A 22647-nucleotide genomic window follows, 5' to 3' on the forward strand; every position below is an offset into this window, starting at 1 on the left:
CGGTCCGTAAGGGCGCAGATCTGCGGTACGACTGTCGATCATCAGGCCGCGCAGGTTCAGGCGAATCCCTTCAGCGACCGGGCGCTTGAGCAAGTGCTCGCCACGCGCGGCAAAGCGATCCCAGACCGGCGCCGGAATCGCGCTGATCGGATACTCGGGCCCCATCACATCGCGAACGGCCTTTACGGTGAAGCTCGAATGAGTGATCGCCATGCCGCTGGCCGCCAGTACCACCCGCCAGTCATGCCGCGGTTCCCCATGCCAGCTTTCAGTGGGGATGGTGCTGAACTCCCAGGCGAACACTGCAATGGTCGGGCAGGCATAGCGGATGGGTGTGCGGTGCGGTGGTGAGAAGGACAGGAACACACAATCCTCTCCCCTGCTCTGGCAATCTTGATACAGGCGGTCGACTAACTCGTCAGGGTCGCTGACCTCGATCACCTGGCCCAGTCGTTCCAGCACCGGGCGAAACTCCTTGAGCACGAAGTAGTAGCTGTACTCGGGCCGGCCCAGGTTCTGCTGGATGTTGCTCTTGTTGGTTTCCGAATGAATGATGATCAGCATGCTGCTGTCCCCGTCTTGGCGGCCGCTGGCGCCACGGCGATGACCGGGGCCTGCCCGAAGAACTGCGCCAGGCGCTGCTGCACTGGCGTAAAACTGCAGTAGTCGCGCATTCGCTCGCTGGCGGCGTCGGCCATGGCATGCCAGGTCTGCGGCTGGTCTTTGGCCATGGCGTAACTCTGTGCATAAGCGGTTTTCAACGAGCCCCAATCCGGACGATGGCGCAGGGTCCGGTAGAGGATGCGCGCGTCTTCCGGCCAGATCGTCGGCTCGCGACTGGACTTCACAACAAAGGCCACGCGTTCGTCGATGTAGTCTCGCATTGCGGTGTGGTCCGGGGCGATAACGGGCCGGGCGCACGACATGAATTCCATCAGCGGCAAGCACAGGCCTTCGCAGCGAGATGCGTTGACGTAGAAACTCGCCGCCCCGTACAACCGCGCAAATTCTTCATCCTGCAGATAACCATGCATGACCACCACTCGACAGGCGAATGGTGACAGTTGCGAGAGCAAGGTCATGAGTTCGACGTAATAGGTCGAGAGGTCGTTCTGGGTCATCTTCAGTACGAGCGTAGCGTCTGGTGCATCGCGCAATGCCCAGCAAAATGCGGTGATCAGATGGTGCCAGTTCTTGCGCCCGTCATCGGGGTTGAACACGCTGACATACACCACACCACTGACATCGATGGATACCGTCGTGGTGGTATCGGGCAAAGCGGATGGCGCCGGTTCGACTGGTTCGACTGGCTCGGCAACCTCGGGTGCAACTGGCAGTGGTTGCACTGGCAGTGCCTGCTTGCGAAGCCTTGCGAGCCAGGGGCGAACGGCGTCCGGCACCAGATCGCGCGCGGCTTCGCGATACCACAGCAGCAGGTTGTGCTTGAGTGCCCGGTAGACTTCACGCACGTAGTGCCGGGTAATAAATGCGCGGCGGCGGATGGTCAATTGCGGTGGCGGTGGCGGCTCCGGTACTACTTCTTCCGGCTCAGGCTCGATCTGCGCCACTGACTCTACAATCTGCGGTCCAAGCAGGCCATCGGCGGACAAGCCCATCACATGGCTGTCGAGTATGCAGCCCTTGATCTGCAGTGTGGTTCCCGGGTTCACCGGAGTGCCAGGATACTGCTGGCGCACCTCGGCAAAGCGTTCCCACAAAGGCGTCGGCAATACGAGCACTGGAAAATCGGCACCCAGGGTTCGGCGGATGGCTTCGGCAGTGTGGGTGGACAAGGTAATCACCCGACCCAGGCGCGCCAGTGTCTGGCTCCAGTCCTGGCGCGGATCGTTGTCCCAGTACTCGGCGGGAATGGTGTCGAATTCCCAGGCAACCACACACACCATCGGGCATTGAACATCGGTCGGGGTCTTGTGCGGCGGTGCAAACGAAATGAACAGGCTATCCTGCCCCGCTTGCTGCAACTGCCGATACAGCGGATCAACGTCGGCCGCAGACGAAACCACGTGCACCCGCCCAAGGCTTTCCAGCACCGGGCGATAAGCCTTGAGCACGAAGTAATAACTGTATTCGGGACGCCCGAGACTCTGGCTGATGGAGCAGTCGTTGACGTCCGAGTAAAGAATGAAATTCATGGCATCCCACGATGAAGCTGCCATCCCGGCAACCTCACTGTGTGACGGAGAAGCCAAGGATCGGGGCAGCATTTGCCAGCCCTCGTCCATCGTCTTCGTGCCCGTCTTCGTTCTTGTTTTAATGGTCAGTTCCTCGCAGTTTCACAGCGGCGCTGCCGAACCTTGAGTCATCGTGACAAGGCGCATTCTAAACACATCCGTTGAGGGTTCGTGAACCGCCCGGCGAGAATAAATCGGACTACGCTAACGAGAACTGACCAGTCACGGTTTGGCCTGTTGAAATTGCCGAGCAATTGGCACAGATTGGCAACAAACAAATACAACAACTGACTTCGCCTGTCTTTCAGCCGGTTTTCTTCCGGTCTGACAGACCTTCCCTCAAAGCCTGTGGGAAAGTGGCGCAAGTTCAAGACCAAGGGGTCGCTGTTTGAAAAAGCGTCTGTTCGTCACGGGCCTCAGTGGATTCGTGGGACAACACATCCAATCCCGCCTGCTGGCTGATTCCGCGCAGTGGGAGCTGCTGACCGTCCCTGCCCGCTATGATCTCGCAGACCCGCAGAGCCTTGAAGGCCTGTGGCCGGAGCTGCCGGATGCGGTCATTCACCTGGCCGGACAGACCTTCGTACCCGAAGCGTTCCGTGATCCGGCGCGCACACTGAATATCAACCTGCTCGGTACGCTGAACCTGCTGCAAGCCCTCAAGGCTCGCGGCTTCACCGGCACGTTCCTGTACGTCAGCTCCGGCGACGTCTACGGCCAGGTCAGCGAAGAGCATTTGCCCATCACCGAACTGCAACCGCCCTGCCCGCGCAATCCGTATGCCGTGAGCAAACTGTCGGCAGAGTTCCTGAGTCTGCAATGGGGTTTGAGCGAAGGCTGGCCGGTACTGGTCGCCCGCCCGTTCAACCACATCGGCACTGGCCAGAAAGAAAATTTTGTCATCGCCAGCGCCGCCCGCCAGATCAATCGGATCAAACAAGGCCTGCAAGCGCCGCAACTGGAAGTCGGTGACATCGACGTCACGCGCGACTTCCTCGACGTGAGCGACGTGATCTCCGCTTACCTGGCCTTGCTGGAAAAAGGTACGCCCGGGCAGGTCTACAACGTGTGCTCGGGGCGCGAGCAGAGCATTCGCAGCCTGATCGAACAGCTGGGTGACCTCGCGCAAGTCGACCTGCAACTGGTTCAAGACCCCGCCAGAATGCGCCGCGCGGATCAGCGACGGGTATGCGGCAGCCACGCCAGGCTGACCCAGACCACAGGATGGACGCCGCAAATCACAACACAACAATCCCTGCGGGCGATCCTGTCCGACTGGGAGACGCGAGTACGACAAGAATGACAAAAAGTGCACTGATCACAGGGATCACCGGCCAGGACGGCGCGTATCTGGCCAAGTTGTTGCTCGACAAGGGCTACAAGGTTCACGGCCTCGTCGCACGGCGCAGCAGCGATTCGCGCTGGCGCCTGCGCGAGATGGGCGTCGAAGCCGACATCGTCTATCTGGACGGAGACATGGCCGATGCCTGCTCGGTACAGCGTGCGGTCATCAAGTCGGCGCCGGACGAGGTCTATAACCTCGCCGCGCAAAGCTTTGTCGCCGCCTCGTGGGATCAACCGGTGACCACCGGCATCGTCGACGGCCTGGGCGTTACCCATCTGCTCGAAGCGATCCGCCAGTTCAGCCCGCACACGCGCTTCTATCAGGCCTCGACCAGCGAAATGTTTGGCCTGATCCAGGCCGAGCAGCAGGACGAGAACACTCCGTTCTACCCGCGCAGCCCTTACGGCGTGGCGAAGCTGTACGGCCACTGGATCACCGTCAACTACCGCGAAAGCTTCAACCTGCACGCCAGCAGCGGCATCCTTTTCAACCACGAATCACCGCTGCGCGGCATCGAATTCGTCACCCGCAAAGTCACCGACGCCGCCGCACGCATCAAGCAGGGCAAACAGCAGGAGCTGGCCTTGGGCAACATCGACGCCAAACGTGACTGGGGATTTGCCGGCGATTACGTCGAAGCCATGTGGCTGATGCTGCAACAGGACAAACCCGATGACTTCGTGGTCGCCACGGGGGTAACCACCACGGTGCGCGAAATGTGCCGGATTGCCTTCGAACACGTCGACCTGAACTACCGTGACTTCGTGAAGATCGACCCGGCATTCTTCCGCCCGGCCGAAGTCGAAGTGCTGCTCGGCAACCCGGCCAAGGCCCAGCGTGTGCTGGGCTGGAAACCGAAAACCGACCTGGATACCTTGATCCGCATGATGATGGATGCGGACATGAAACGCGTCGCCAAGGAGTAGGCCAATGCTGATTCCCGTGATTCTTTCCGGTGGTGCTGGTACGCGGTTGTGGCCGGTATCGCGAGAAGGCCAGCCGAAACCCTTCATGATGTTGCCGGACGGCCAGTCGTTACTCGGCAAGACCTATCGTCGTGCCGCCGCGCTGCTGGACGGCTGGGGCGACATTGTCACGGTGACCAACCGCGAGTACTACTTCCAGAGCAAGGATCACTATCAGGACGCACAACTGGGCAGGCATCGCGGGCACTTTCTGCTGGAGCCGACCGGGCGCAATACCGCTCCGGCAATCGCGGCGGCCGCCCTCTCGCTGCAGGCACTGCATGGTGACGAGGCGATCATGCTGGTCATGCCCGCCGATCACCTGATCGTCAACGAAGAAGCCCTGAAACAAGCTGTCGAACATGCGGTGGCTCTGGCCCGGTCCGGTCACCTGGTGACCTTCGGAGTGGTGCCGACGGCACCGGAAACTGGGTTTGGCTACATCGAGACCGGCGCACCGCTGGACGAAAATGGCGCCGCCCGTGTGCAGCGTTTCGTTGAAAAACCCGACCTGCAGACCGCTACTCATTACCTTGAAAGCGGCAACTTCCTGTGGAATTCAGGGATGTTCTGCTTCTCGGTCGCCACTGTCCTGGCGGAATTGGAAACCCACGCCCCTACACTGCTGGAACAGGCCAGGACCTGCATGGCCGCCAGTGCGCCAATCGAAACCGTCGGCTGCCTGCAACAAGAACTGTCGCCGGCGCTGTTCGCAGAGATCACCGACATCTCCATCGACTACGCGTTGATGGAGCGTTCGGAAAAAGTCGTCGTCGTGCCGGCCGGTTTCGACTGGAGCGATATCGGCTCCTGGGGCGCTGTCGCGGCACTGGTCCCGGCCGATGCCGACAACAACCGCGCCAGCGGCGAAGCGATCTTCATCGACAGCCACAGCAACTTTGTGCAGAGCGAGGGCCGGCTGGTGGCCACCGTCGGTGTGGATAACCTGATCATCGTCGACACCGCCGACGCCGTGCTGGTGGCCCACGCCGACCGTGCGCAGGATGTGCGCCGGGTGGCCAAGCAACTCAAGGACAAATCCCACGAAGCCTATCGACTGCATCGCACCGTCAGCCGCCCTTGGGGGACTTACACGGTTCTCGAGGAAGGTCCACGCTTCAAGATCAAACGCATCGTGGTCAAGCCTGGTGCCAAGTTGTCCCTGCAGATGCACCACCACCGCAACGAACACTGGGTGGTGGTCGAAGGCATGGCCAAGGTCACCAACAATGGCACCGGCACGACACTGGTGGCCAAGAACGAATCGACCTTCATCGCCGCCGGCCACAAGCATCGCCTGGAAAACCCCGGGGTGATCGATCTGGTGATCATCGAAGTGCAAAGCGGCGAATACCTGGGAGAGGACGACATCGTTCGCTTCGAAGACCACTACGGCAGGACGGTTTGAATGCTGCGTAATCTTTACCAATCGTTGTGGAGTTACCGGGGTTTTATCCTCGGCAGCGTCAAAAGAGAGTTTCAGGCGCGTTATCGCAATTCGCTGTTTGGGGCCTTGTGGACCGTGCTCAACCCGCTGTCGATGATCGTGGTCTACACGGTCATCTTCTCCACCATCATGCGCGCCCGGTTACCGGGCGTAGACGACAGCATGGCCTACAGCGTTTACCTCTGCGCCGGGTTGCTGGCGTGGGGGTTGTTCTCGGAAATCACCTTGCGCAGCCAGAACATGTTTCTGGAAAACGCCAACCTGCTGAAGAAAATCAGCTTCCCGCGGATCTGCCTGCCGGTCATCGTGCTGTGCAATGCCGCGATCAACTTCGCGATCATCATCGCGCTGTTTCTGGGCTTTCTGCTGGTCACCGGACGCTGGCCGGGCATGGCGCTGCTGGCGCTGATTCCCTTGATCGCGGTGCAAATGATGTTCTGCGCCGGGCTGGGCATGGTGCTCGGCGTCTTGAACGTGTTCTTCCGCGATGTCGGTCAGCTATTTGGCATCTGCCTGCAATTCTGGTTCTGGCTGACACCGATCGTGTACCCGCTGTCGATCCTGCCGCCGGGCATCCAGCGCGTTATCGAGCTGAACCCGATGACAGCGTTGATGAACAGTTACCAGAACCTGTTCCTCTACAACCAATGGCCTAACTGGAGCTCGCTGCTCCCGCTGGTGGTGATCGGGCTGTTGTTCTGCGTGATGGGGCTGCGGCTTTTCCGCCAGCGTGTTGGTGAAATGGTGGATGAGCTCTGATGGGACATATACGCGTCAGTGGCCTGGGCAAGGCCTATAAGCAATACCCGAATCGCTGGAGCCGGCTATTCGAATGGCTGGTGCCGTTCTCCCCTACCCGCCATCACCTGCACTGGGTGCTGCAGGGTGTCGACTTCGAGATCCAGCCCGGCGAAGCCGTTGGCATTGTCGGGGTCAACGGCGCTGGCAAAAGTACCTTGTTGAAGATGATCACCGGCACCACCCAGGCCACCTGTGGCGAGATCAAGCTGCAAGGTCGAGTCGCCGCGCTGCTGGAGCTGGGCATGGGTTTCCACCCGGATTTCACCGGGCGCCAGAACACCTTCATGGCGGGCCAACTGCTCGGCATGCAGGTCGAGGAAATTGAGGCGCTGATGCCGGAAATCGAACACTTCGCCGAGATCGGTGAGGCCATCGACCATCCGGTACGCACCTATTCCAGTGGCATGCAGATGCGCCTGGCGTTCAGTGTCGCCACGGCTCGGCGCCCGGACATTCTTATCGTCGACGAAGCGTTGTCGGTGGGTGATGCCTACTTCCAGCACAAGAGCTTCGAACGCATCCGCAGCTTCCGCAAATCCGGCACTACCTTGCTGATCGTGTCCCACGACCGCTCGGCGATACAGTCGATCTGCGACTCGGCGATCCTGCTCAAGGATGGCCGCATGGCCATGTACGACAAGCCCGAGGTCGTGCTCGATTATTACAACGCCTTGATGGCCGAACGCGAAGGCCAGATCGTGCGCCAGGAAATGCTCGCCGGCGGCGAAGTGCAAACGGTGTCCGGCACCGGTGAAGCGGCGATTCTCGGCGTGCGCCTGCTTGATGAAAATGATCAGAGCATCGACGCCGCCGAAGTCGGCCAGTCGGTGGTGCTCGAAGTCCAGGTCGAAGTGCGCAAGGACATCGAACGGCTGGTGCTGGGCTTTATCCTCAAGGATCGCTTGGGTCAGATGATGTACGGGATCAACACCCACCGCATCGACAAGGCCCTCACCGACCTGAGCGCCGGCGAACGCGTCACTTACCGATTCGGTTTCGACATGCGCCTGGGCAAGGGTAATTACTCGGTGGCCCTGAGCCTCTCGCGCCTGGACTCGCACCTGGACCGCAACTTCGAGTGGCGCGACTACGGGCTGGTCTTTCACGTGATCAACAACCGTCGGGAAGACTTCGTCGGCTGTTCGTGGCTCGAGGCCCAAACCAGCATTACCCGCTCCAGCGAGAGCACTATCGAAGTGGCCGACCCAGAGGAATTGCGATGACCCGACTGCTGGTGGAATGCACCTACGTTTTTGAACATCCTCACGCCAACTCAGGCATTCAGCGGGTGGTGCGCAACGTCATCCAGCAGCTACCGGCGGCAAATTCCACCCGTGAATGCATTCCCGTGGTGATGGTCAACGGCGCGTTGTTCGAGGTGAAGAGCCTGGCGCCGCTGGAGACGCCGAAACACGACCTGATGAGCCTGCGGGTGAAGCTCGAACAGATGGCCAACCTGTTCTGGCTGCGCCACCGCACCCTGGAGCGACGTCGCCCTTTCAGCGAGTCGAAGTTCGCCCGCCGCGTACTTTACGTGGGGTGCCGCCTTGCCGCGTTCGCCTGCCTGAGCCTGCCAATGCGCGTGCTCGACCGGGTGCTCAAAGATCAGAAGGTGCCTGAGCGTTGTGTGCCGTTGCAGCATCGGGCCGGAGACCAACTGGTGTTGCTGGACTCGTCCTGGCATGCCAACTTCTTTCCCCTGGCCGAGCAGCTAAAGCGTGACGGTGTCGGCATTGTGTCGGTGATCTACGACCTGATTCCCCTGACTCATCCGCAGTTCTGCGACGCGGGCCTGGTGAAAGTGTTCAATGAGTGGTTCGACTGGATCGCCCGCACCGCCGATGGCTACGTGGCGATTTCCACGACTATTCGCGATCAGGTCCGACAGGAGATGGTGCGCCGGGTTGGCACTGAACAGGTGGCACAACGCTGGTTCGACTATTTCCACCTGGGCTCGGAACTGGACTTGAGCGACGCCCGCTCATCCGTCGATCAAGGCCTGCTGGACATGTTCAAAAAGCCGCAGCCGGTGTTTCTGATGGTCAGCACCATCGAACCGCGCAAGAACCACGCTTACCTGCTGGATGCGTTCGAGCGCGCCTGGGCGGTTGGGTCGCTGGCCCGGTTGTGCATCGTCGGCAAGATTGGCTGGAAGTGCGATGCACTGGTCGAGCGTATCCGCCGCCATCCCGAATTGAACAAACGGTTGTTCATGTTCAACGACCTGTCGGACAGAAGCCTGGAGCATGCTTACTCCCACGCCACTTCGCTCGTCTTCCCTTCTTACGTCGAAGGGTTTGGCTTGCCGCTGGTGGAAGCCATGCAGCGCGGGCTGCCGGCTATGGCCAGCGACATACCGGTGTTTCGCGAAATTGGCGGCGATTACATGGCCTATTTCGACCTCGACAAGCCGCAGAGCCTGGCCGACCTGATAATCGGCATGGAAACCACTGGCGTGTTCCCGGCAACGCTCGACCTTGGAGGCTGGCGCTGGCTGTCCTGGCGTGAAGCGAGCGCGCAACTGGTGGAGCGCATCGAGCGCAACCTGCACAACGTGGCAAAAGTGCCTGAGAGCCAACATGCGCATTGCCCTTAACGCACGCATTCTCCAGGCGCCGAGAACCGGTATCGGGCATTACGTCGCCGAACTGGTAAACGCCCTCGCCCAGGAGCCGGACGTCGATTTGGCATTGTTCCATGGCTGGGGCTGGAGTTCGGCGCTTCCCGAAGCCGCAATGCCCGGTTACTCGCGCCTGACGCCATTGTTGCGACAAATCCCCGGGGCCTATCAGGCAAGGCGCTGGCTGGAGCAGAAACGGTTCGACCAGCGTCATTCCAAGAGTATCGATTTGTATCACGAGCCGAGCTTGTGGCCGTTGTCGTTCGATGGCCCGACGGTTATCACCCTGCACGACCTGACACATCTGCACTATCCCGAAACCCAGCCGGCTGCACGCTTGCGGGAGATCGAGCGGCGCCTGGCCGATGGCGTACAGCAGGCACGCCTGATTCTGACGGACTCACAATGCATTGCCGACGAGGCACAGGACTATTTCGCACTGCCAGCCGAGCGTTTTGTCGTTGCGCCGCTTGGTGTGGCCGCGCGATTCCATCCCAGGTCGGACGAGTCCATCGATAAAGTGCTCAAAACTCACGGGGTCGACGCCCGGGAGTATTTCCTGTGCGTCGGCACCCTCGAACCGCGCAAGAACCTGACTCTGGCACTGCGCGCCCATGCCCGACTGCCCGAAGCCGTGCGCCAGCGTTTTCCGCTGCTGATTGCCGGCATGGCAGGCTGGCAGCGCGAGCAGTTCAACGACGAGTTGCGCTCAGCCCTTGCCGCCGGTCATGTGTGTCTGCTGGGGTATCTGCCTGATGAGGACCTGGCCCAACTGCTGGCCGGCGCCCGGGCGCTGGTCTTCCCTTCCCTGTACGAAGGGTTTGGCCTGCCGGTACTGGAAGCCATGGCCAGTGGTACCCCAGTGATACTCACCAGTGCCTCGGCCATGCCCGAAGTTGCCGCCGACGCCGGCAATTACATTCAACCGGACGATCCCGACTCCTTGCGTGATGCGATGACCCGGCTGATCGAAGACCCGACGCATTGGCAGGCCTGCCGTGCGGCGGGGTTGCATCGAGCCAAGCTTTTTTCCTGGGAGCGTTGCGCGAAGGTCACGGCCCGCGCCTACCGCCAGGCTATGGGAGATTGATATGCGAGTTCTGCACTTTTATAAAACCTATTTGCCCGACTCCATGGGTGGCATCGAACAAGTCATCTTCCAGATGAGCGAAAGCGGCGCCCGTCACGGTGTCGAGAGCACGGTGCTGACGCTGAGCAACAATCCGGCGCCAGGCGTGTTGCAGATCCGCGAACATCAGGTTCATCAGGCCAGGATGGATTTTCAGCTGGCCTCTACGGGCTTTTCCTACAGCGTCTTCAAGCAGTTTCGCGAGCTGGCAGCCGAAGCCGACGTGGTCAATTATCACTTCCCCTGGCCGTTCATGGATCTGGTGCACTTCTGCACGGCCACCAAGAAACCCTGCGTGGTCAGCTATCACTCGGACATCATTCGCCAGCGTCATCTGCTCAAACTTTATCGGCCCTTGATGCGTCGATTCCTCGACAGCGCCGACCGCATCGTCGCGGCCTCGCCCAACTATTTTCACACCAGTGATGTATTGAAGGATTATCGCGAGAAGACCAGGGTCATTACCTACGGGCTCGACAAGTCAGGTTATCCGCAGCCTGACGCATCGCGTACCGAACGCTGGCGCCAGCAGTTGGGCGACAAGTTTTTCCTGTTTGTTGGAGTGATGCGTTATTACAAGGGCCTGCATATCCTGCTCGACGCCATGCAGGGGCTCAATTATCCGGTAGTGATCGTGGGCGCCGGTCCTCTGGAGAAAGAGCTGCATGCTCAGGCCCAGACCTTGGGTCTGCACAACCTGCACTTCCTCGGCTTCCTCGGCGACGAGGACAAGGTCGCCCTGCTGGAGCTCAGTTACGCGGTGGTCTTTCCGTCACACCTGCGCTCGGAAGCGTTCGGTATTTCCCTGCTCGAAGGTGCGATGTACGGCAAACCGATGATCTCCAGCGAGATCGGCACCGGCACCAGCTATATCAATATCCACAATGAAACCGGATTGGTGGTGCCGCCCAGTCATCCACAGGCCTTTCGCGAGGCAATGCGCACGCTGTGGGAAGACCCAGTGCGCGCCGCAGCGATGGGCGCGAAGGCTGAAGCCCGTTATCGGCAGTTATTCACAGCCGACGACATGGGCCGCAAGTGGACGGAGCTGTATGAAGAGCTCTTGGCCGAGAAATCGTTGGCTTACGCATGACCTGGCTGATTGTCGTGTTGTTCATGGCCCTTTGTCCGCTGTGACCCCTGTGATCCTAGATCCCTGTGATCCTGTGATCCTGTGATCCTGTGATCCTGTAATCCTATAATACCTGTGATCCCTGTGATCCCTGTAGGAGCTGTCGAGTGCAACGAGGCTGCGATCTTTTGACGTTGGTTTCAGGTTCAAAAGGTCGCAGCCTCGTTCCACGAGACAGCTCCTACAGGTCAAGCACCAAAGGCTGTGATCCCTTCGCCGGCACCGCGCAGCAGATCAACACCTGCCCCTCACCGGGAATCTCCGCCGGGGGCTGTGGATAACTCACCTGGCCGCTCAACAGGCGCGTCTTGCAGGTGCCGCATGAACCGCCACGGCAACTGAATTCCGGTCGTAAACCACGACTTTCCGCCAACTCCAGCAAACTGCCTCCGTCGGGCTGCCAGCGGGCCTCCTTGGCCGATCGCTGAAACACCACCGGCACCGAGGTAGTCGCCGCCGGCGGTTGTTCGATCACCACGGCATCAGGGTCAGGCTGACGCCGGAGAGTCGAAGGGCCAAAGGTTTCCGCGTGAATCTGCGCATCGCGAATGTCCAGCTCCCGCAGGCTGTCATACAGACCCTGAGTGAAACCTCCAGGGCCGCACAGGACAAAATCCGGCTGGTCGTAGTCTTCCACTTCAAGGATGTTGTTGAGCAACGCCGTGCTGATACGTCCGCTCAGATCAAAGTCCTCTCCCTCCAGTAATCCTTCTTCCGGCTGGCTGAGCAGGCGCAGCACCCTTACCGCATCTCCCGCCGTTTCCAGGAGTTGATCCAGCTCGGCGCGAAATGGCTGGTCGTCGAGCGTGCGCGAACTCTGGAACAACCACGTAGGACGAATGTGCCGGGTGCGCAGGCCCTGGTACACCACCTCGCGCAACATCGAGAGCAACGGGGTGATGCCAACGCCCGCCGCCAGCAGCACCAGCGGCCGTCGCTCGTGGGGCGCCACGGTGAAATGCCCCTGGGGTGCACGAGCTTCCAGAACATCACCGACCTTGAGCTGATCGTGCAGGAACGAAGATACCAATCCCTCGCGCTTCACGCTGATACGGAAAAAATCGTCGGAGGGAGCACTCGACAGGCTGTAGGTGCGGATGTGATTTTCACCGCCGATATCAAATCGCAACGGCAAATGCTGACCGGCCTGGAACACCGGTAACCCTGCATCATCCGCTGGTTCGAAATAAATCGAGCGAATGTTGCGGCTTTGCGCTTCGATGCGCACCACTCGCAATGGCCGCCAGCGATCGCCCAACGCCTGGGCCTGCAACCGCGCAGCCGCCTGCTCCCAGGTGCCGGTCATCAGGCTGTTGGGCGAGACTCCGTCGAAGCGCCAGCGCAGAGCCAGAGCTGCCGGGCGACGCACCACGCGCTCTACGTCGAAGGTCCACAACCGTTCGGCACCTTGAAAGGCTTCCACCTGTGGGCCATCGAGGATGATTTCAGTGCGACCCGCCAGATGCAGCAGATCGCCGGAAGTGAAATCGATGAACAACAGGCCCGCCCGAGCATTGACCAGCAGGTTGCCCAAGGTGTTGAAGTGCAGATTGCCGGCAAAATCCGGAATGGTCAGTCGATTGCCATGCACCTGGACGAATCCGGCCTGACCACCGCGGTGCGATACGTCGACCGCGCGTTGGCCGTCGATGTCTACATAACTGGCGACGAAGAAGGTGTCGGCACGGGTAATCATGTCCTGGGCCGCGAAATCCAGCGCGCCCAGGCGTTCAGCAATTCGCGACGAAGGTTCTGCCAGCGGGACTGTATGAAACTGACGCAACTGAATGTACTGCGGGCAATTGCCGAAGGACTGGTCAACCGTGACGTCAAAGCCTTTGGCTGTCAGGTTGCCGACATGGCCATTGAGACGATTCCTGCGCCGGGTGTGCAGCTCGATGCCCAGGAGTCCGATCGCGGCGCCTTGGGTCAATTGCGCCGGGTCATCGGCACCCAGCAGGCTGTCGAATTGCAACACACCGGGCTGCGGCGAGTGGGCAAATCCAGGCGCGCCTTCAAGCACGCTGGCCCACGGATCACCGTTTGCATCCACCGCACCGTACAGCATGAATGGCAGTTGCTGATAAAACTGGCGGTGCTGATCCGGCATCTCGCGGCGAATCACCCTGCGCCCGAATGCCTCCATGCGCTCGGCTACTCCGACATGCTCTTGCAACTGTCTTTCGCCGACGTGCCACGGTGAACGTTCCATAACGGCATCTCCCCTGAATCAGGCAGTGGTTTGCAGACCAGCGACGGTGCGCGGCATCGGCACAAACCCTGGCAAGGCTTCTACACGCGCCAGCCAGGCGCGCACGTTGGCGTAAGCCTCGAGTGACACATTGCCTTCAGGCGCATGGGCGATGTAACTGTAGGCAGCGACATCGGCGATCGTAGGTTCGGTTCCGGCCAGCCATGGGGTATCCGCCAATTCATGGTCCATAACCTTGAGCAGGTCGTGGGCGCGAGTGATGGCTTCTTCGGCATTGTAGGGCGCACCGAACACTGTGATCAGCCGAGCACGAGCCGGACCAAAAGCAATCTGGCCCGCAGCCACCGACAACCAGCGTTGCACCCTGGCGGCTCCCACAGGATCCGTTGGCAACCAGCGACCGTTGCCATACTTGTGCGCCAGGTAAACCAGAATCGCATTGGAATCGGCGAGTATGACTCCCTGATCATCCAGTACGGGCACTTGCCCGAAAGGATTGAGGGCAAGGTACTCGGGCTGCTTGTGCGCGCCCTTGGCCAGGTCGACGAAGATCAGCTCAGTGGGTAGCTGCAGCAGGGACAGCATCAGCTCGGCGCGATGTGCATGGCCGGAGCGCGGGAAGTTATAGAGTTTGATCGCTTGCATGGTGAACTCCGCAGTTGGGGCGCAGATGAGGAGCTCAGCGCCGAGGAAAGCCATCCTCCACCAATCCACGGATCTATAGAATCACCAGCATTCGCAATCCATTATTTCACTGAGAGCAATAATTCAGCGACGCAGGGACGGATGTTCGCGCAGTTCATTGACTGCAAAATCCACGAAGCCGCGAATGCGCGCCGGTGCCTTACGGCCGCCCTGGTAGACGACATGAATGGGCAGCGGTGGCAGTTCGAACTCCGCGAGCACAACTTCCAGCTCACCTGCTTTGACCTGATTCGCCACCTGGTAGGAAAGCACCCGAGTGAGACCCAGCCCCAGGCAAGCCGCACTGATTGCGGCCTGATTAGCCGTCACCGTCAGCCGCGGTTCCAGACGCACGCTCAGCGAATTGCCGGCGTCGAGGAATGGCCAATTGCGTTGCAGCCCTGTCGCGGAAGTCGCAATGACCGGCACTTGGGCAAGATCCTGCGGGTGCACCGGGCGGCCGTGAGCCTGGAGAAAGGACGGCGACGCACAGATGACCCGGCGAACCTCACCCACCCCAATAGCATGGTGATTACTGTCGGCCAGCTCGCCGATGCGCACGGCGACATCAACACCCTCCTCGACCATGCTGACGATTCGATCAACCAGTAAAGCGTTGATGCTGACTTCAGGAAACCGCGTCAGGTAACTCACCATGATCGGTGTGACAAAAAGATCGCCGAACAGCACCGGCGCCGTCACCGTCAATTGCCCACGCGGCTCGGCATGACTGCCCGCCGCCGAATCCTCAGCTTCCTGCACCTCGGCGAGAATCCTCCGGCAATCCTCCAGAAAACGCTGACCGGCCTCAGTGAGATGGACACTGCGGGTGGTGCGCGTGAGCAGCTGCGTGCCGATGCGCTTCTCCAACGCGGCGACTGCGCGAGTGACGCTGGCTGCCGACATACCCAAATGCCGCGCTGCCGCCGAAAAGCCCTGGGCTTGGGCGACGGCGGCGAATACCTGCATTTCCTGGAAGCGATCCATGGAAGGTTTGCTCTTTGTTAAAAGCAAAAGATCGCAGCCTTCGGCAGCTCCTACAAGAGCTCGATGGATGCGATCTTAAGTTCTCACCAGGTTGTGGATAACTTATTCCACGGTCACCGACTTCGCCAAATTACGCGGCTGATCCACGTCCGTGCCTTTCAGCACAGCAACGTAGTACGACAGCAACTGCAGCGGGATGGTGTAGAGGATCGGCGAGAGGATGTCGTGGATGTGCGGCATCTGCACCACGTGAGTGCCTTCGCCGTTGGTCATCCCGGCTTTCTCGTCGGCGAAGACGATCAGTTCGCCGCCACGGGCGCGGACTTCCTGCAGATTGGACTTGAGCTTTTCCAGCAGCTCGTTGTTTGGCGCAACGGTGACCACTGGCATGTCGTTATCCACAAGCGCCAGTGGGCCGTGTTTCAACTCGCCGGCCGGGTAGGCTTCGGCGTGGATGTAGGAGATTTCCTTGAGTTTCAAGGCACCTTCCATCGCTACCGGGAACTGCGCACCGCGACCGAGGAACAGGGTGTGGTTTTTCTCGGCGAACAGTTCGGCGATTTTTTCCACGGTGCTGTCCATCGCCAGCGCTTCGCCGAGGCGGGTTGGCAGGCGACGCAGTTCTTCGACCAATGTGGCTTCTACGCCTTTGGCCAAGGTGCCGCGAACCTGGCCAAGCGACAGGGTCAGCAACAACAGGCCAACCAGTTGCGTGGTGAAGGCTTTGGTCGAAGCAACGCCGATTTCGCGGCCGGCCTGGGTCAGCAGGGTCAGGTCGGATTCACGCACCAGCGAGCTGATGCCGACGTTGCAGATCGCCAGGCTGGCGAGGAAGCCCAGCTCTTTGGCGTTGCGCAGGGCGGCCAGGGTGTCGGCGGTTTCGCCGGACTGCGAGATGGTCACGAACAGGGTGTCGGGCTGCACCACGACTTTGCGGTAGCGGAATTCGCTGGCGACTTCGACCTGGCACGGAATGCCGGCCAGTTCTTCCAGCCAGTAACGGGCGACCATGCCGGCGTGGTAGCTGGTGCCGCAGGCGACGATCTGCACGTTACGGACTTTGGCGAACAGCTCGGCGGCTTGTGGGCCGAAGGCTTGAACCAGCACTTGATCGTTGCTCAGGCGACCTTCGAGGGTGCGCTGTACAACGGCCGGTTGCTCGTGGATTTCCTTGAGCATGTAGTGACGGAATTCACCTTTGTCGGCGGCTTCCGCACCGTCGGTGTATTGCACGGTCTGGCGCTCGACAGATTTGCCATCGACATCCCAGATCTGCACGTTATCGCGGCGAATTTCGGCGATATCGCCCTCTTCCAAATACATGAAGCGGTCAGTAACCTGACGCAACGCCAGTTGGTCGGACGCGAGGAAGTTCTCGCCCAGACCCAGGCCGATCACCAACGGGCTGCCACTGCGGGCGGCAACCAGACGATCAGGTTGCTTGGCGTTGATCACGGCCAAGCCGTAGGCACCGTGCAGTTCCTGGACGGTCGCTTTGAGTGCGACGGTCAGGTCTGGCTGATCCTTGAGTTTGTGGTTGAGCAGGTGGGCGATGACTTCAGTGTCGGTGTCCGACGTGAACACGTAACCCAGCGCTTTCAGTTGTTCACGCAAAGCTTCGTGGTTTTCGATGATGCCGTTGTGCACCACGGCGATGTCGCCGGAGAAATGCGGGTGGGCGTTACGTTCGCACGGCGCGCCGTGGGTGGCCCAGCGGGTGTGGGCAATGCCGAGACGACCGACCAGTGGATGCTCGGCCAATGCGGCTTCGAGTTCACTGACCTTGCCCGGACGACGCATGCGCTCGAGGGTTTCCTCGTTGGTGTAAACCGCCACACCCGCGCTGTCATAGCCACGGTACTCGAGGCGCTTGAGGCCTTCGAGCAAAATGGCGGTGATGTTACGTTCAGCAACTGCGCCGACAATTCCACACATGCTTATTTCTCCTGACTGACAGCCGCACAAATCAAGTTGATACCGCGGGCCTGAATCTGATCGCGGGCCTCAAGAGGCAGGCGATCATCGGTAATTAGGGTATGGACGCTGCTCCATGGCAGCTCCAGATTGGGAATCTTGCGGCCGATCTTGTCGGCCTCGACCATGACGATGACTTCCCGCGCCACGTCCGCCATGACCCGGCTCAAACCGAGCAATTCATTGAAGGTCGTGGTGCCGCGTACCAGATCGATGCCATCGGCGCCGATGAACAACTGATCGAAGTCGTAAGAGCGTAGTACTTGCTCGGCGACCTGGCCCTGAAAGGATTCCGAATGCGGATCCCAAGTGCCGCCGGTCATCAACAACACCGGTTCGTGTTCCAGTTCGTTTAAAGCACTGGCGACATGCAGCGAGTTGGTCATCACGACCAGACCCGGTTGTTGTCCGAGTTCCGGGATCATTGCCGCAGTGGTGCTGCCACTGTCGATGATGATTCGCGCATGCTCGCGAATTCGCGAGACGGCGGCGCGGGCGACGGCCTGCTTGTATTTGGAAACCGGCAGGCCAATGTCGGCCACCAGTTCCTGAGGCATGGTGATTGCTCCACCGTAACGGCGCAGCAGGAGACCATTGCTTTCAAGCGCGGCAAGATCCTTGCGAATCGTAACTTCCGAGGTTTCGAAACGCTTGGCCAATTCGTCCACACTCACTTCGCCCTGCACGTTGAGCAAGGCGAGGATGTTGTGACGGCGTTGGGGGTATTGCGCTTTGACATGACTTGGTAAGTTTCGATTCGAAAGATAACGAAAGCAATCAAAACCTATTACTTAAACTTCGTCAAGCGGGTGGAGATAAAAAGTTCTGTGGATAACCGCGTAGGAGCTGACGCAGGCTGCGATCGTTTGCCGTTGATTTTTCAAGATCAAAAGGTCGCAGCCTTCGGCAGCTCCTACGGGAACTGTGGATAACTTACGGTTTCTTGATTTTCTCCGGTCGCTTCCAGCCGTCTATGTTCTTCTGCCGCGCACGGCCGACCGCCAACTGTGCGTTATCCACATTCTGCGTAATCGTCGAACCGGCCGCCGTTGTCGCGCCGTCGGAGATATCCACAGGCGCAACCAACGAATTGTTGGAGCCAATGAACACGTCCGCGCCCAACACGGTTTTCCACTTGTTGGCGCCATCGTAGTTGCAGGTGATAGTGCCCGCGCCGATGTTGGTGCGCGCACCGATTTCGGCATCGCCCAGATACGTCAGGTGCCCAGCCTTGGCGCCTTCACCCATGTGGGCATTTTTCAGCTCAACAAAGTTACCCACATGCGCGCGTGCTTCGAGCACCGTGCCCGGACGCAGACGCGCAAACGGGCCGGCATCGCTGCCCTCACCCATGATCGCGCCGTCGATATGACTATTGGCTTTGATCACCACCCCCTTACGCAGCGTGCTGTCCTTGATTACGCAGTTCGGCCCGATCACCACGTCGTCCTCGATGACAACGTTACCCTCGAGAATCACGTTGATGTCGATCAGCACATCGCGACCAACGGTCACTTCGCCACGCACATCGAAGCGCGCCGGATCACGCAGGGTGACGCCTTGGGCCATCAAACGGCGGCCAGCGCGCAACTGGTAATGACGCTCCAGCTCGGAGAGTTGCTTGCGATCGTTGGCGCCCTGCACTTCCATCGCGTCATGCGGTTGCTCGGTGGCCACCACCAGACCATCGTTGACCGCCATTTCGATCACGTCGGTCAGGTAGTACTCGCCCTGAGCATTGTTGTTCGACAGCCGGCTCATCCAGTCGGCCAGACGATTGGCCGGTACCGCGAGAATGCCGGTGTTGCCTTCAGTGATTGCGCGTTGCGCTTCGCTGGCATCTTTATGCTCAACGATGGCGGTGACCTTACCGTGCGCGTCACGAACGATGCGGCCGTAGCCCGTTGGATCGTCCAGTTCAACGGTGAGCAAGCCCATCTGACCAGGAACGACCTGTTTGAGCAGGCGTTGCAGGGTTTCGACTTCGATCAGCGGCACATCACCGTAAAGGATCAACACGGTGTCGGCAGTGATGAACGGCACCGCCTGAGCAGTGGCGTGACCGGTGCCCAGTTGTTTGTCCTGCAAGACGAAATTCAGATCGTCGGCCGCCAGGCGTTCACGCACCACATCGGCTCCGTGGCCGATGACCACATGGATGCGCTGTGGATCAAGTTGCCGGGCGCTGTGGATAACATGGCCCAACATGGAATTGCCGGCAATCGGGTGCAACACCTTCGGCAGAGCCGAACGCATACGAGTGCCTTGACCGGCCGCGAGGATAACGATTTCGAGAGACATGACTGGCTACCAATCCTGGGTGGTCAGCGACTGCGACCGGGTTTGTAGAATTCAGAATAGAAAAAAGGGTAGCCGAGGCTACCCTTTTTTATCAATCGCACAACAAGCGGCTGACGGATTAACCGCCAAACTTCTTGCGGATCTGCTGGACGGTGCGCAGCTGAGCTGCAGCCTCGGCCAGACGTGCGGACGCAGCTCCGTAGTCGAACTCTGCGCCACGTTCATGCAATGCCTTCTCGGCAGCCTGAACGGCTTGCTGAGCGGAGGCTTCATCCAGGTCGGCAGCACGTTGCACAGTGTCGGCAAGAACCTTGACCATGTTCGGCTGAACCTCGAGGAAACCACCGGAGATGTAGAACACCTCGGCTTCCCCGCCTTGCTTGATCAGGCGGATCGGACCCGGCTTGAGATTAGTGATCAGCGGCGCGTGACCCAGAGCGATACCAAGATCACCCAGTGCACCGTGCGCAATCACCATCTCGACCAGGCCGGAAAAGATTTCCCCTTCCGCGCTGACGATATCGCAATGGACTGTCATAGCCATCTGATTGCCTCAACCTAAATTAGCGCCCGTTGCCGGGCGCCGGGATTACAGTTTCTTGGCTTTCTCGATCGCTTCTTCGATGCCGCCAACCATGTAGAACGCTTGTTCTGGCAGGTGGTCGTAGTCACCGTTGAGGATGCCTTTGAAGCCAGCAATGGTGTCTTTCAGGGAAACGTATTTACCCGAGGCACCGGTGAAGACTTCAGCCACGAAGAACGGCTGCGACAAGAAGCGCTGGATCTTACGAGCACGGTTTACCAACTGCTTGTCGGCTTCCGACAGCTCGTCCATACCCAGGATCGCGATGATGTCCTTCAGCTCTTTGTAACGTTGCAGAACGTACTGAACGCCGCGAGCGGTGTCGTAGTGGTCCTGGCCGATTACGTTCGGATCCAGCTGGCGCGAAGTCGAATCCAGTGGATCTACCGCTGGGTAGATACCCAGGGAGGCGATGTCACGGGACAGAACGACGGTGGCGTCCAAGTGGGCGAAGGTGGTCGCTGGCGACGGGTCGGTCAAGTCATCCGCAGGTACGTATACCGCTTGGATCGAGGTGATCGAACCTTCTTTGGTCGAAGTGATACGTTCTTGCAGAACGCCCATCTCTTCAGCCAGAGTCGGCTGGTAACCTACTGCAGAAGGCATACGGCCCAGCAGTGCGGATACTTCAGTACCGGCCAGGGTGTAACGATAGATGTTGTCGACGAACAGCAGAACGTCGTTACCTTCGTCACGGAACTTCTCGGCCATGGTCAGGCCGGTCAGTGCTACGCGCAGACGGTTACCCGGCGGCTCGTTCATCTGACCGTAAACCAGTGCCACTTTGTCCAGAACGTTGGAGTCCTTCATCTCGTGGTAGAAGTCGTTACCCTCACGGGTACGCTCGCCCACACCAGCGAACACGGAATAACCGCTGTGCTCGATGGCGATGTTACGGATCAGTTCCATCATGTTTACGGTTTTGCCTACACCGGCACCACCGAACAGACCGACTTTACCGCCTTTGGCAAACGGGCAAACCAGGTCGATAACCTTGATGCCGGTTTCCAGCAGGTCGTTGCCGCCTGCCTGTTCAGCGAACGAAGGTGCTGGACGGTGAATGCCCCAGCGCTCTTCGGTGTCGATCGGGCCAGCTTCGTCGATCGGGTTACCGAGGACGTCCATGATCCGGCCCAGGGTCGCTTTACCGACCGGTACGGAAATGGCTGCGCCAGAATCGGTAACTTCCAGACCGCGCTTCAAGCCCTCGGTGGAACCCATCGCAATGGTACGAACCACGCCGTCGCCCAGCTGTTGCTGAACTTCCAGAGTGGTGCCGGCATCGCTTTTAACTTTCAAAGCGTTGTAGATGCTCGGTACGCTGTCGCGTGGAAATTCCACGTCGATAACGGCGCCGATGATTTGAACGATACGTCCGCTACTCATAGCTGGATCCTCTGAATATTTGAACCGTTAAACCGCGGCAGCGCCGCCGACGATTTCCGAGATCTCTTGGGTGATCGCAGCCTGACGCGCCTTGTTGTAGATCAGCTGCAAATCGCTGATCAAATCACCGGCGTTGTCGGTAGCGTTCTTCATCGCGATCATCCGCGCAGCTTGTTCAGCCGCGTTGTTCTCGACCACCGCCTGGTAGACCTGCGACTCGACGTAACGGACCATCAAGCCATCAAGCAGCTCTTTGGCATCCGGTTCGTACAGATAATCCCAGTGGTGCTTGAGATCCTGATCCGGGGTCGCCACCAATGGAATCAACTGCTCCACGGTAGGCTGTTGCGTCATGGTGTTGATGAACTTGTTGGACACCACGGACAGGCGGTCAATACGGCCGTCCAGGTAGGCATCCAGCATCACCTTGACGCTGCCGATCAGATCATTGATCGACGGCTCTTCACCCAGGTGGCTGATAGCTGCAACGACGTTACCGCCGAAGTTACGGAAAAAGGCCGCACCCTTGCTACCAACGACACAGAGATCAATCTCGACGCCGTTTTCGCGGTTTACCGCCATGTCCTTGACCAGGGCCTTGAACAGGTTGGTATTCAAGCCGCCGCACAAACCACGGTCACTGCTCACAACGACATAACCGACACGCTTGATAGCGCGGTCGATCATGAACGGGTGGCGGTATTCCGGGTTGGCGTTGGCCAGATGCCCAATAACCTGGCGGATACGCTCCGCATAAGGACGGCTAGCAGCCATGCGCATTTGTGCCTTGCGCATTTTGCTGACCGCCACTTTTTCCATGGCGCTGGTAATCTTTTGCGTGCTTTTGATGCTCGCAATCTTACTGCGAATCTCTTTTGCGCCTGCCATG

At 59.6% G+C, this 22647-nt stretch carries 17 protein-coding genes and 2 pseudogenes; 8 read left to right on the top strand and 11 right to left on the bottom strand.

Going from position 1 to position 22647, the window contains the following annotated elements; genetic code table 11:
* A pseudogene (locus JFT80_RS00395) lies at positions 1-564 on the bottom strand (glycosyltransferase family 1 protein); the annotation flags it as partial.
* Positions 558-2153: a glycosyltransferase gene (locus JFT80_RS00400; RefSeq protein ID WP_201146562.1), complete on the bottom strand. Its 1596-nt coding sequence runs from the start codon at positions 2151-2153 to the stop codon at positions 558-560. The gene JFT80_RS00400 and the pseudogene JFT80_RS00395, both read right to left, overlap by 7 nt.
* 427 nt (positions 2154-2580) lie before the next feature.
* Here JFT80_RS00400 and JFT80_RS00405 point away from each other — a divergent pair, with 427 nt between their 5' ends.
* Genes JFT80_RS00405 through JFT80_RS00440 form a run of 8 tightly spaced genes read left to right on the top strand, consistent with a single transcriptional unit; the run spans position 2581 to position 11592 of the window.
* Positions 2581-3495 (top strand): GDP-mannose 4,6-dehydratase, encoded by a 915-nt coding sequence (locus JFT80_RS00405; RefSeq protein WP_201146546.1) that lies wholly within the window; start codon positions 2581-2583, stop codon positions 3493-3495.
* Positions 3492-4463, top strand: a complete 972-nt coding sequence (gene gmd / locus JFT80_RS00410) for a GDP-mannose 4,6-dehydratase (protein WP_201146547.1) — start codon at positions 3492-3494, stop codon at positions 4461-4463. Before JFT80_RS00405 ends, gmd begins: the two co-directional genes overlap by 4 nt.
* Before the next feature lie 4 nt (positions 4464-4467).
* Positions 4468-5910, top strand: a complete 1443-nt coding sequence (locus JFT80_RS00415) for a mannose-1-phosphate guanylyltransferase/mannose-6-phosphate isomerase (RefSeq protein ID WP_201146548.1) — start codon at positions 4468-4470, stop codon at positions 5908-5910.
* Positions 5911-6708, top strand: coding sequence for an ABC transporter permease (locus tag JFT80_RS00420; RefSeq protein ID WP_201146549.1), 798 nt, complete (start codon positions 5911-5913; stop codon positions 6706-6708). It abuts the gene before it with no gap.
* Positions 6708-7973, top strand: a complete 1266-nt coding sequence (locus JFT80_RS00425) for an ABC transporter ATP-binding protein (RefSeq protein ID WP_201146550.1) — start codon at positions 6708-6710, stop codon at positions 7971-7973. The genes JFT80_RS00420 and JFT80_RS00425 overlap by 1 nt, the downstream gene beginning before the upstream one ends.
* On the top strand, positions 7970-9346 hold the full coding sequence (locus JFT80_RS00430; protein WP_201146551.1) for a glycosyltransferase family 1 protein: 1377 nt from the start codon (positions 7970-7972) through the stop codon (positions 9344-9346). Before JFT80_RS00425 ends, JFT80_RS00430 begins: the two co-directional genes overlap by 4 nt.
* A complete protein-coding gene (locus JFT80_RS00435; RefSeq protein WP_122840928.1) occupies positions 9330-10460 on the top strand; it encodes a glycosyltransferase family 1 protein in 1131 nt (376 codons plus the stop codon). Before JFT80_RS00430 ends, JFT80_RS00435 begins: the two co-directional genes overlap by 17 nt.
* Position 10461: 1 nt before the next feature.
* Positions 10462-11592 (top strand): glycosyltransferase family 4 protein, encoded by a 1131-nt coding sequence (locus tag JFT80_RS00440; protein ID WP_201146552.1) that lies wholly within the window; start codon positions 10462-10464, stop codon positions 11590-11592.
* Positions 11593-11812: 220 nt separating this feature from the next.
* Here the strand turns inward: JFT80_RS00440 and JFT80_RS00445 are convergent, their stop codons facing one another.
* The 9 genes and pseudogenes from JFT80_RS00445 to atpG all read right to left on the bottom strand — a co-directional run bounded on the left by JFT80_RS00445 (position 11813) and on the right by atpG (position 22646).
* Positions 11813-13843: a pyridoxamine 5'-phosphate oxidase family protein gene (locus JFT80_RS00445; RefSeq protein ID WP_201146553.1), complete on the bottom strand. Its 2031-nt coding sequence runs from the start codon at positions 13841-13843 to the stop codon at positions 11813-11815.
* 18 nt (positions 13844-13861) lie between these two features.
* The gene (locus JFT80_RS00450; protein ID WP_122841278.1) at positions 13862-14488 is read right to left on the bottom strand and encodes a glutathione S-transferase family protein; all 627 of its coding nucleotides are present in this window, start codon (positions 14486-14488) and stop codon (positions 13862-13864) included.
* Between the two features lie 123 nt (positions 14489-14611).
* A complete protein-coding gene (locus JFT80_RS00455; protein WP_201146554.1) occupies positions 14612-15514 on the bottom strand; it encodes a LysR family transcriptional regulator in 903 nt (300 codons plus the stop codon).
* Positions 15515-15616: 102 nt separating this feature from the next.
* Complete coding sequence (glmS, locus tag JFT80_RS00460; RefSeq protein ID WP_201146555.1) at positions 15617-17449, bottom strand: glutamine--fructose-6-phosphate transaminase (isomerizing); 1833 nt, start codon at positions 17447-17449, stop codon at positions 15617-15619.
* A 2-nt stretch (positions 17450-17451) separates the two neighbouring features.
* Positions 17452-18227 (bottom strand): annotated as a pseudogene (locus tag JFT80_RS00465) (DeoR/GlpR family DNA-binding transcription regulator).
* Positions 18228-18421: 194 nt separating this feature from the next.
* On the bottom strand, positions 18422-19789 hold the full coding sequence (gene glmU / locus JFT80_RS00470) for a bifunctional UDP-N-acetylglucosamine diphosphorylase/glucosamine-1-phosphate N-acetyltransferase GlmU (RefSeq protein WP_201146556.1): 1368 nt from the start codon (positions 19787-19789) through the stop codon (positions 18422-18424).
* A gap of 118 nt (positions 19790-19907) precedes the next feature.
* Positions 19908-20333 (bottom strand): F0F1 ATP synthase subunit epsilon, encoded by a 426-nt coding sequence (locus JFT80_RS00475; protein WP_093429554.1) that lies wholly within the window; start codon positions 20331-20333, stop codon positions 19908-19910.
* Between the two features lie 45 nt (positions 20334-20378).
* Complete coding sequence (gene atpD / locus JFT80_RS00480) at positions 20379-21758, bottom strand: F0F1 ATP synthase subunit beta (protein WP_016984062.1); 1380 nt, start codon at positions 21756-21758, stop codon at positions 20379-20381.
* Positions 21759-21785: 27 nt separating this feature from the next.
* Positions 21786-22646 carry a F0F1 ATP synthase subunit gamma gene (gene atpG, locus JFT80_RS00485; RefSeq protein ID WP_008084419.1) on the bottom strand — a complete coding sequence of 287 codons (861 nt, stop codon included), beginning with the start codon at positions 22644-22646 and terminating at the stop codon, positions 21786-21788.
* Position 22647: the final 1 nt, after the last annotated feature.

This window comes from Pseudomonas sp. TH10, assembly GCF_016651255.1.
Classification (GTDB): Bacteria; Pseudomonadota; Gammaproteobacteria; order Pseudomonadales; family Pseudomonadaceae; genus Aquipseudomonas.

What these genes read in the sequence shown, in the direction of transcription:
- JFT80_RS00425 (WP_201146550.1), top strand. Translation starts at nt 6,708, where the DNA reads ATGGGACATATACGCGTCAGTGGCCTGGGCAAGGCCTATAAGCAATAC.
- JFT80_RS00440 (WP_201146552.1), top strand. Translation starts at nt 10,462, where the DNA reads ATGCGAGTTCTGCACTTTTATAAAACCTATTTGCCCGACTCCATGGGT.
- glmU (WP_201146556.1), bottom strand. Translation starts at nt 19,789, where the DNA reads ATGTCTCTCGAAATCGTTATCCTCGCGGCCGGTCAAGGCACTCGTATG.
- JFT80_RS00420 (WP_201146549.1), top strand. Translation starts at nt 5,911, where the DNA reads ATGCTGCGTAATCTTTACCAATCGTTGTGGAGTTACCGGGGTTTTATC.
- JFT80_RS00475 (WP_093429554.1), bottom strand. Translation starts at nt 20,333, where the DNA reads ATGGCTATGACAGTCCATTGCGATATCGTCAGCGCGGAAGGGGAAATC.
- glmS (WP_201146555.1), bottom strand. Translation starts at nt 17,449, where the DNA reads ATGTGTGGAATTGTCGGCGCAGTTGCTGAACGTAACATCACCGCCATT.
- atpG (WP_008084419.1), bottom strand. Translation starts at nt 22,646, where the DNA reads ATGGCAGGCGCAAAAGAGATTCGCAGTAAGATTGCGAGCATCAAAAGC.
- JFT80_RS00430 (WP_201146551.1), top strand. Translation starts at nt 7,970, where the DNA reads ATGACCCGACTGCTGGTGGAATGCACCTACGTTTTTGAACATCCTCAC.
- JFT80_RS00435 (WP_122840928.1), top strand. Translation starts at nt 9,330, where the DNA reads ATGCGCATTGCCCTTAACGCACGCATTCTCCAGGCGCCGAGAACCGGT.
- JFT80_RS00415 (WP_201146548.1), top strand. Translation starts at nt 4,468, where the DNA reads ATGCTGATTCCCGTGATTCTTTCCGGTGGTGCTGGTACGCGGTTGTGG.
- JFT80_RS00455 (WP_201146554.1), bottom strand. Translation starts at nt 15,514, where the DNA reads ATGGATCGCTTCCAGGAAATGCAGGTATTCGCCGCCGTCGCCCAAGCC.
- atpD (WP_016984062.1), bottom strand. Translation starts at nt 21,758, where the DNA reads ATGAGTAGCGGACGTATCGTTCAAATCATCGGCGCCGTTATCGACGTG.
- gmd (WP_201146547.1), top strand. Translation starts at nt 3,492, where the DNA reads ATGACAAAAAGTGCACTGATCACAGGGATCACCGGCCAGGACGGCGCG.
- JFT80_RS00400 (WP_201146562.1), bottom strand. Translation starts at nt 2,153, where the DNA reads ATGAATTTCATTCTTTACTCGGACGTCAACGACTGCTCCATCAGCCAG.
- JFT80_RS00450 (WP_122841278.1), bottom strand. Translation starts at nt 14,488, where the DNA reads ATGCAAGCGATCAAACTCTATAACTTCCCGCGCTCCGGCCATGCACAT.
- JFT80_RS00445 (WP_201146553.1), bottom strand. Translation starts at nt 13,843, where the DNA reads ATGGAACGTTCACCGTGGCACGTCGGCGAAAGACAGTTGCAAGAGCAT.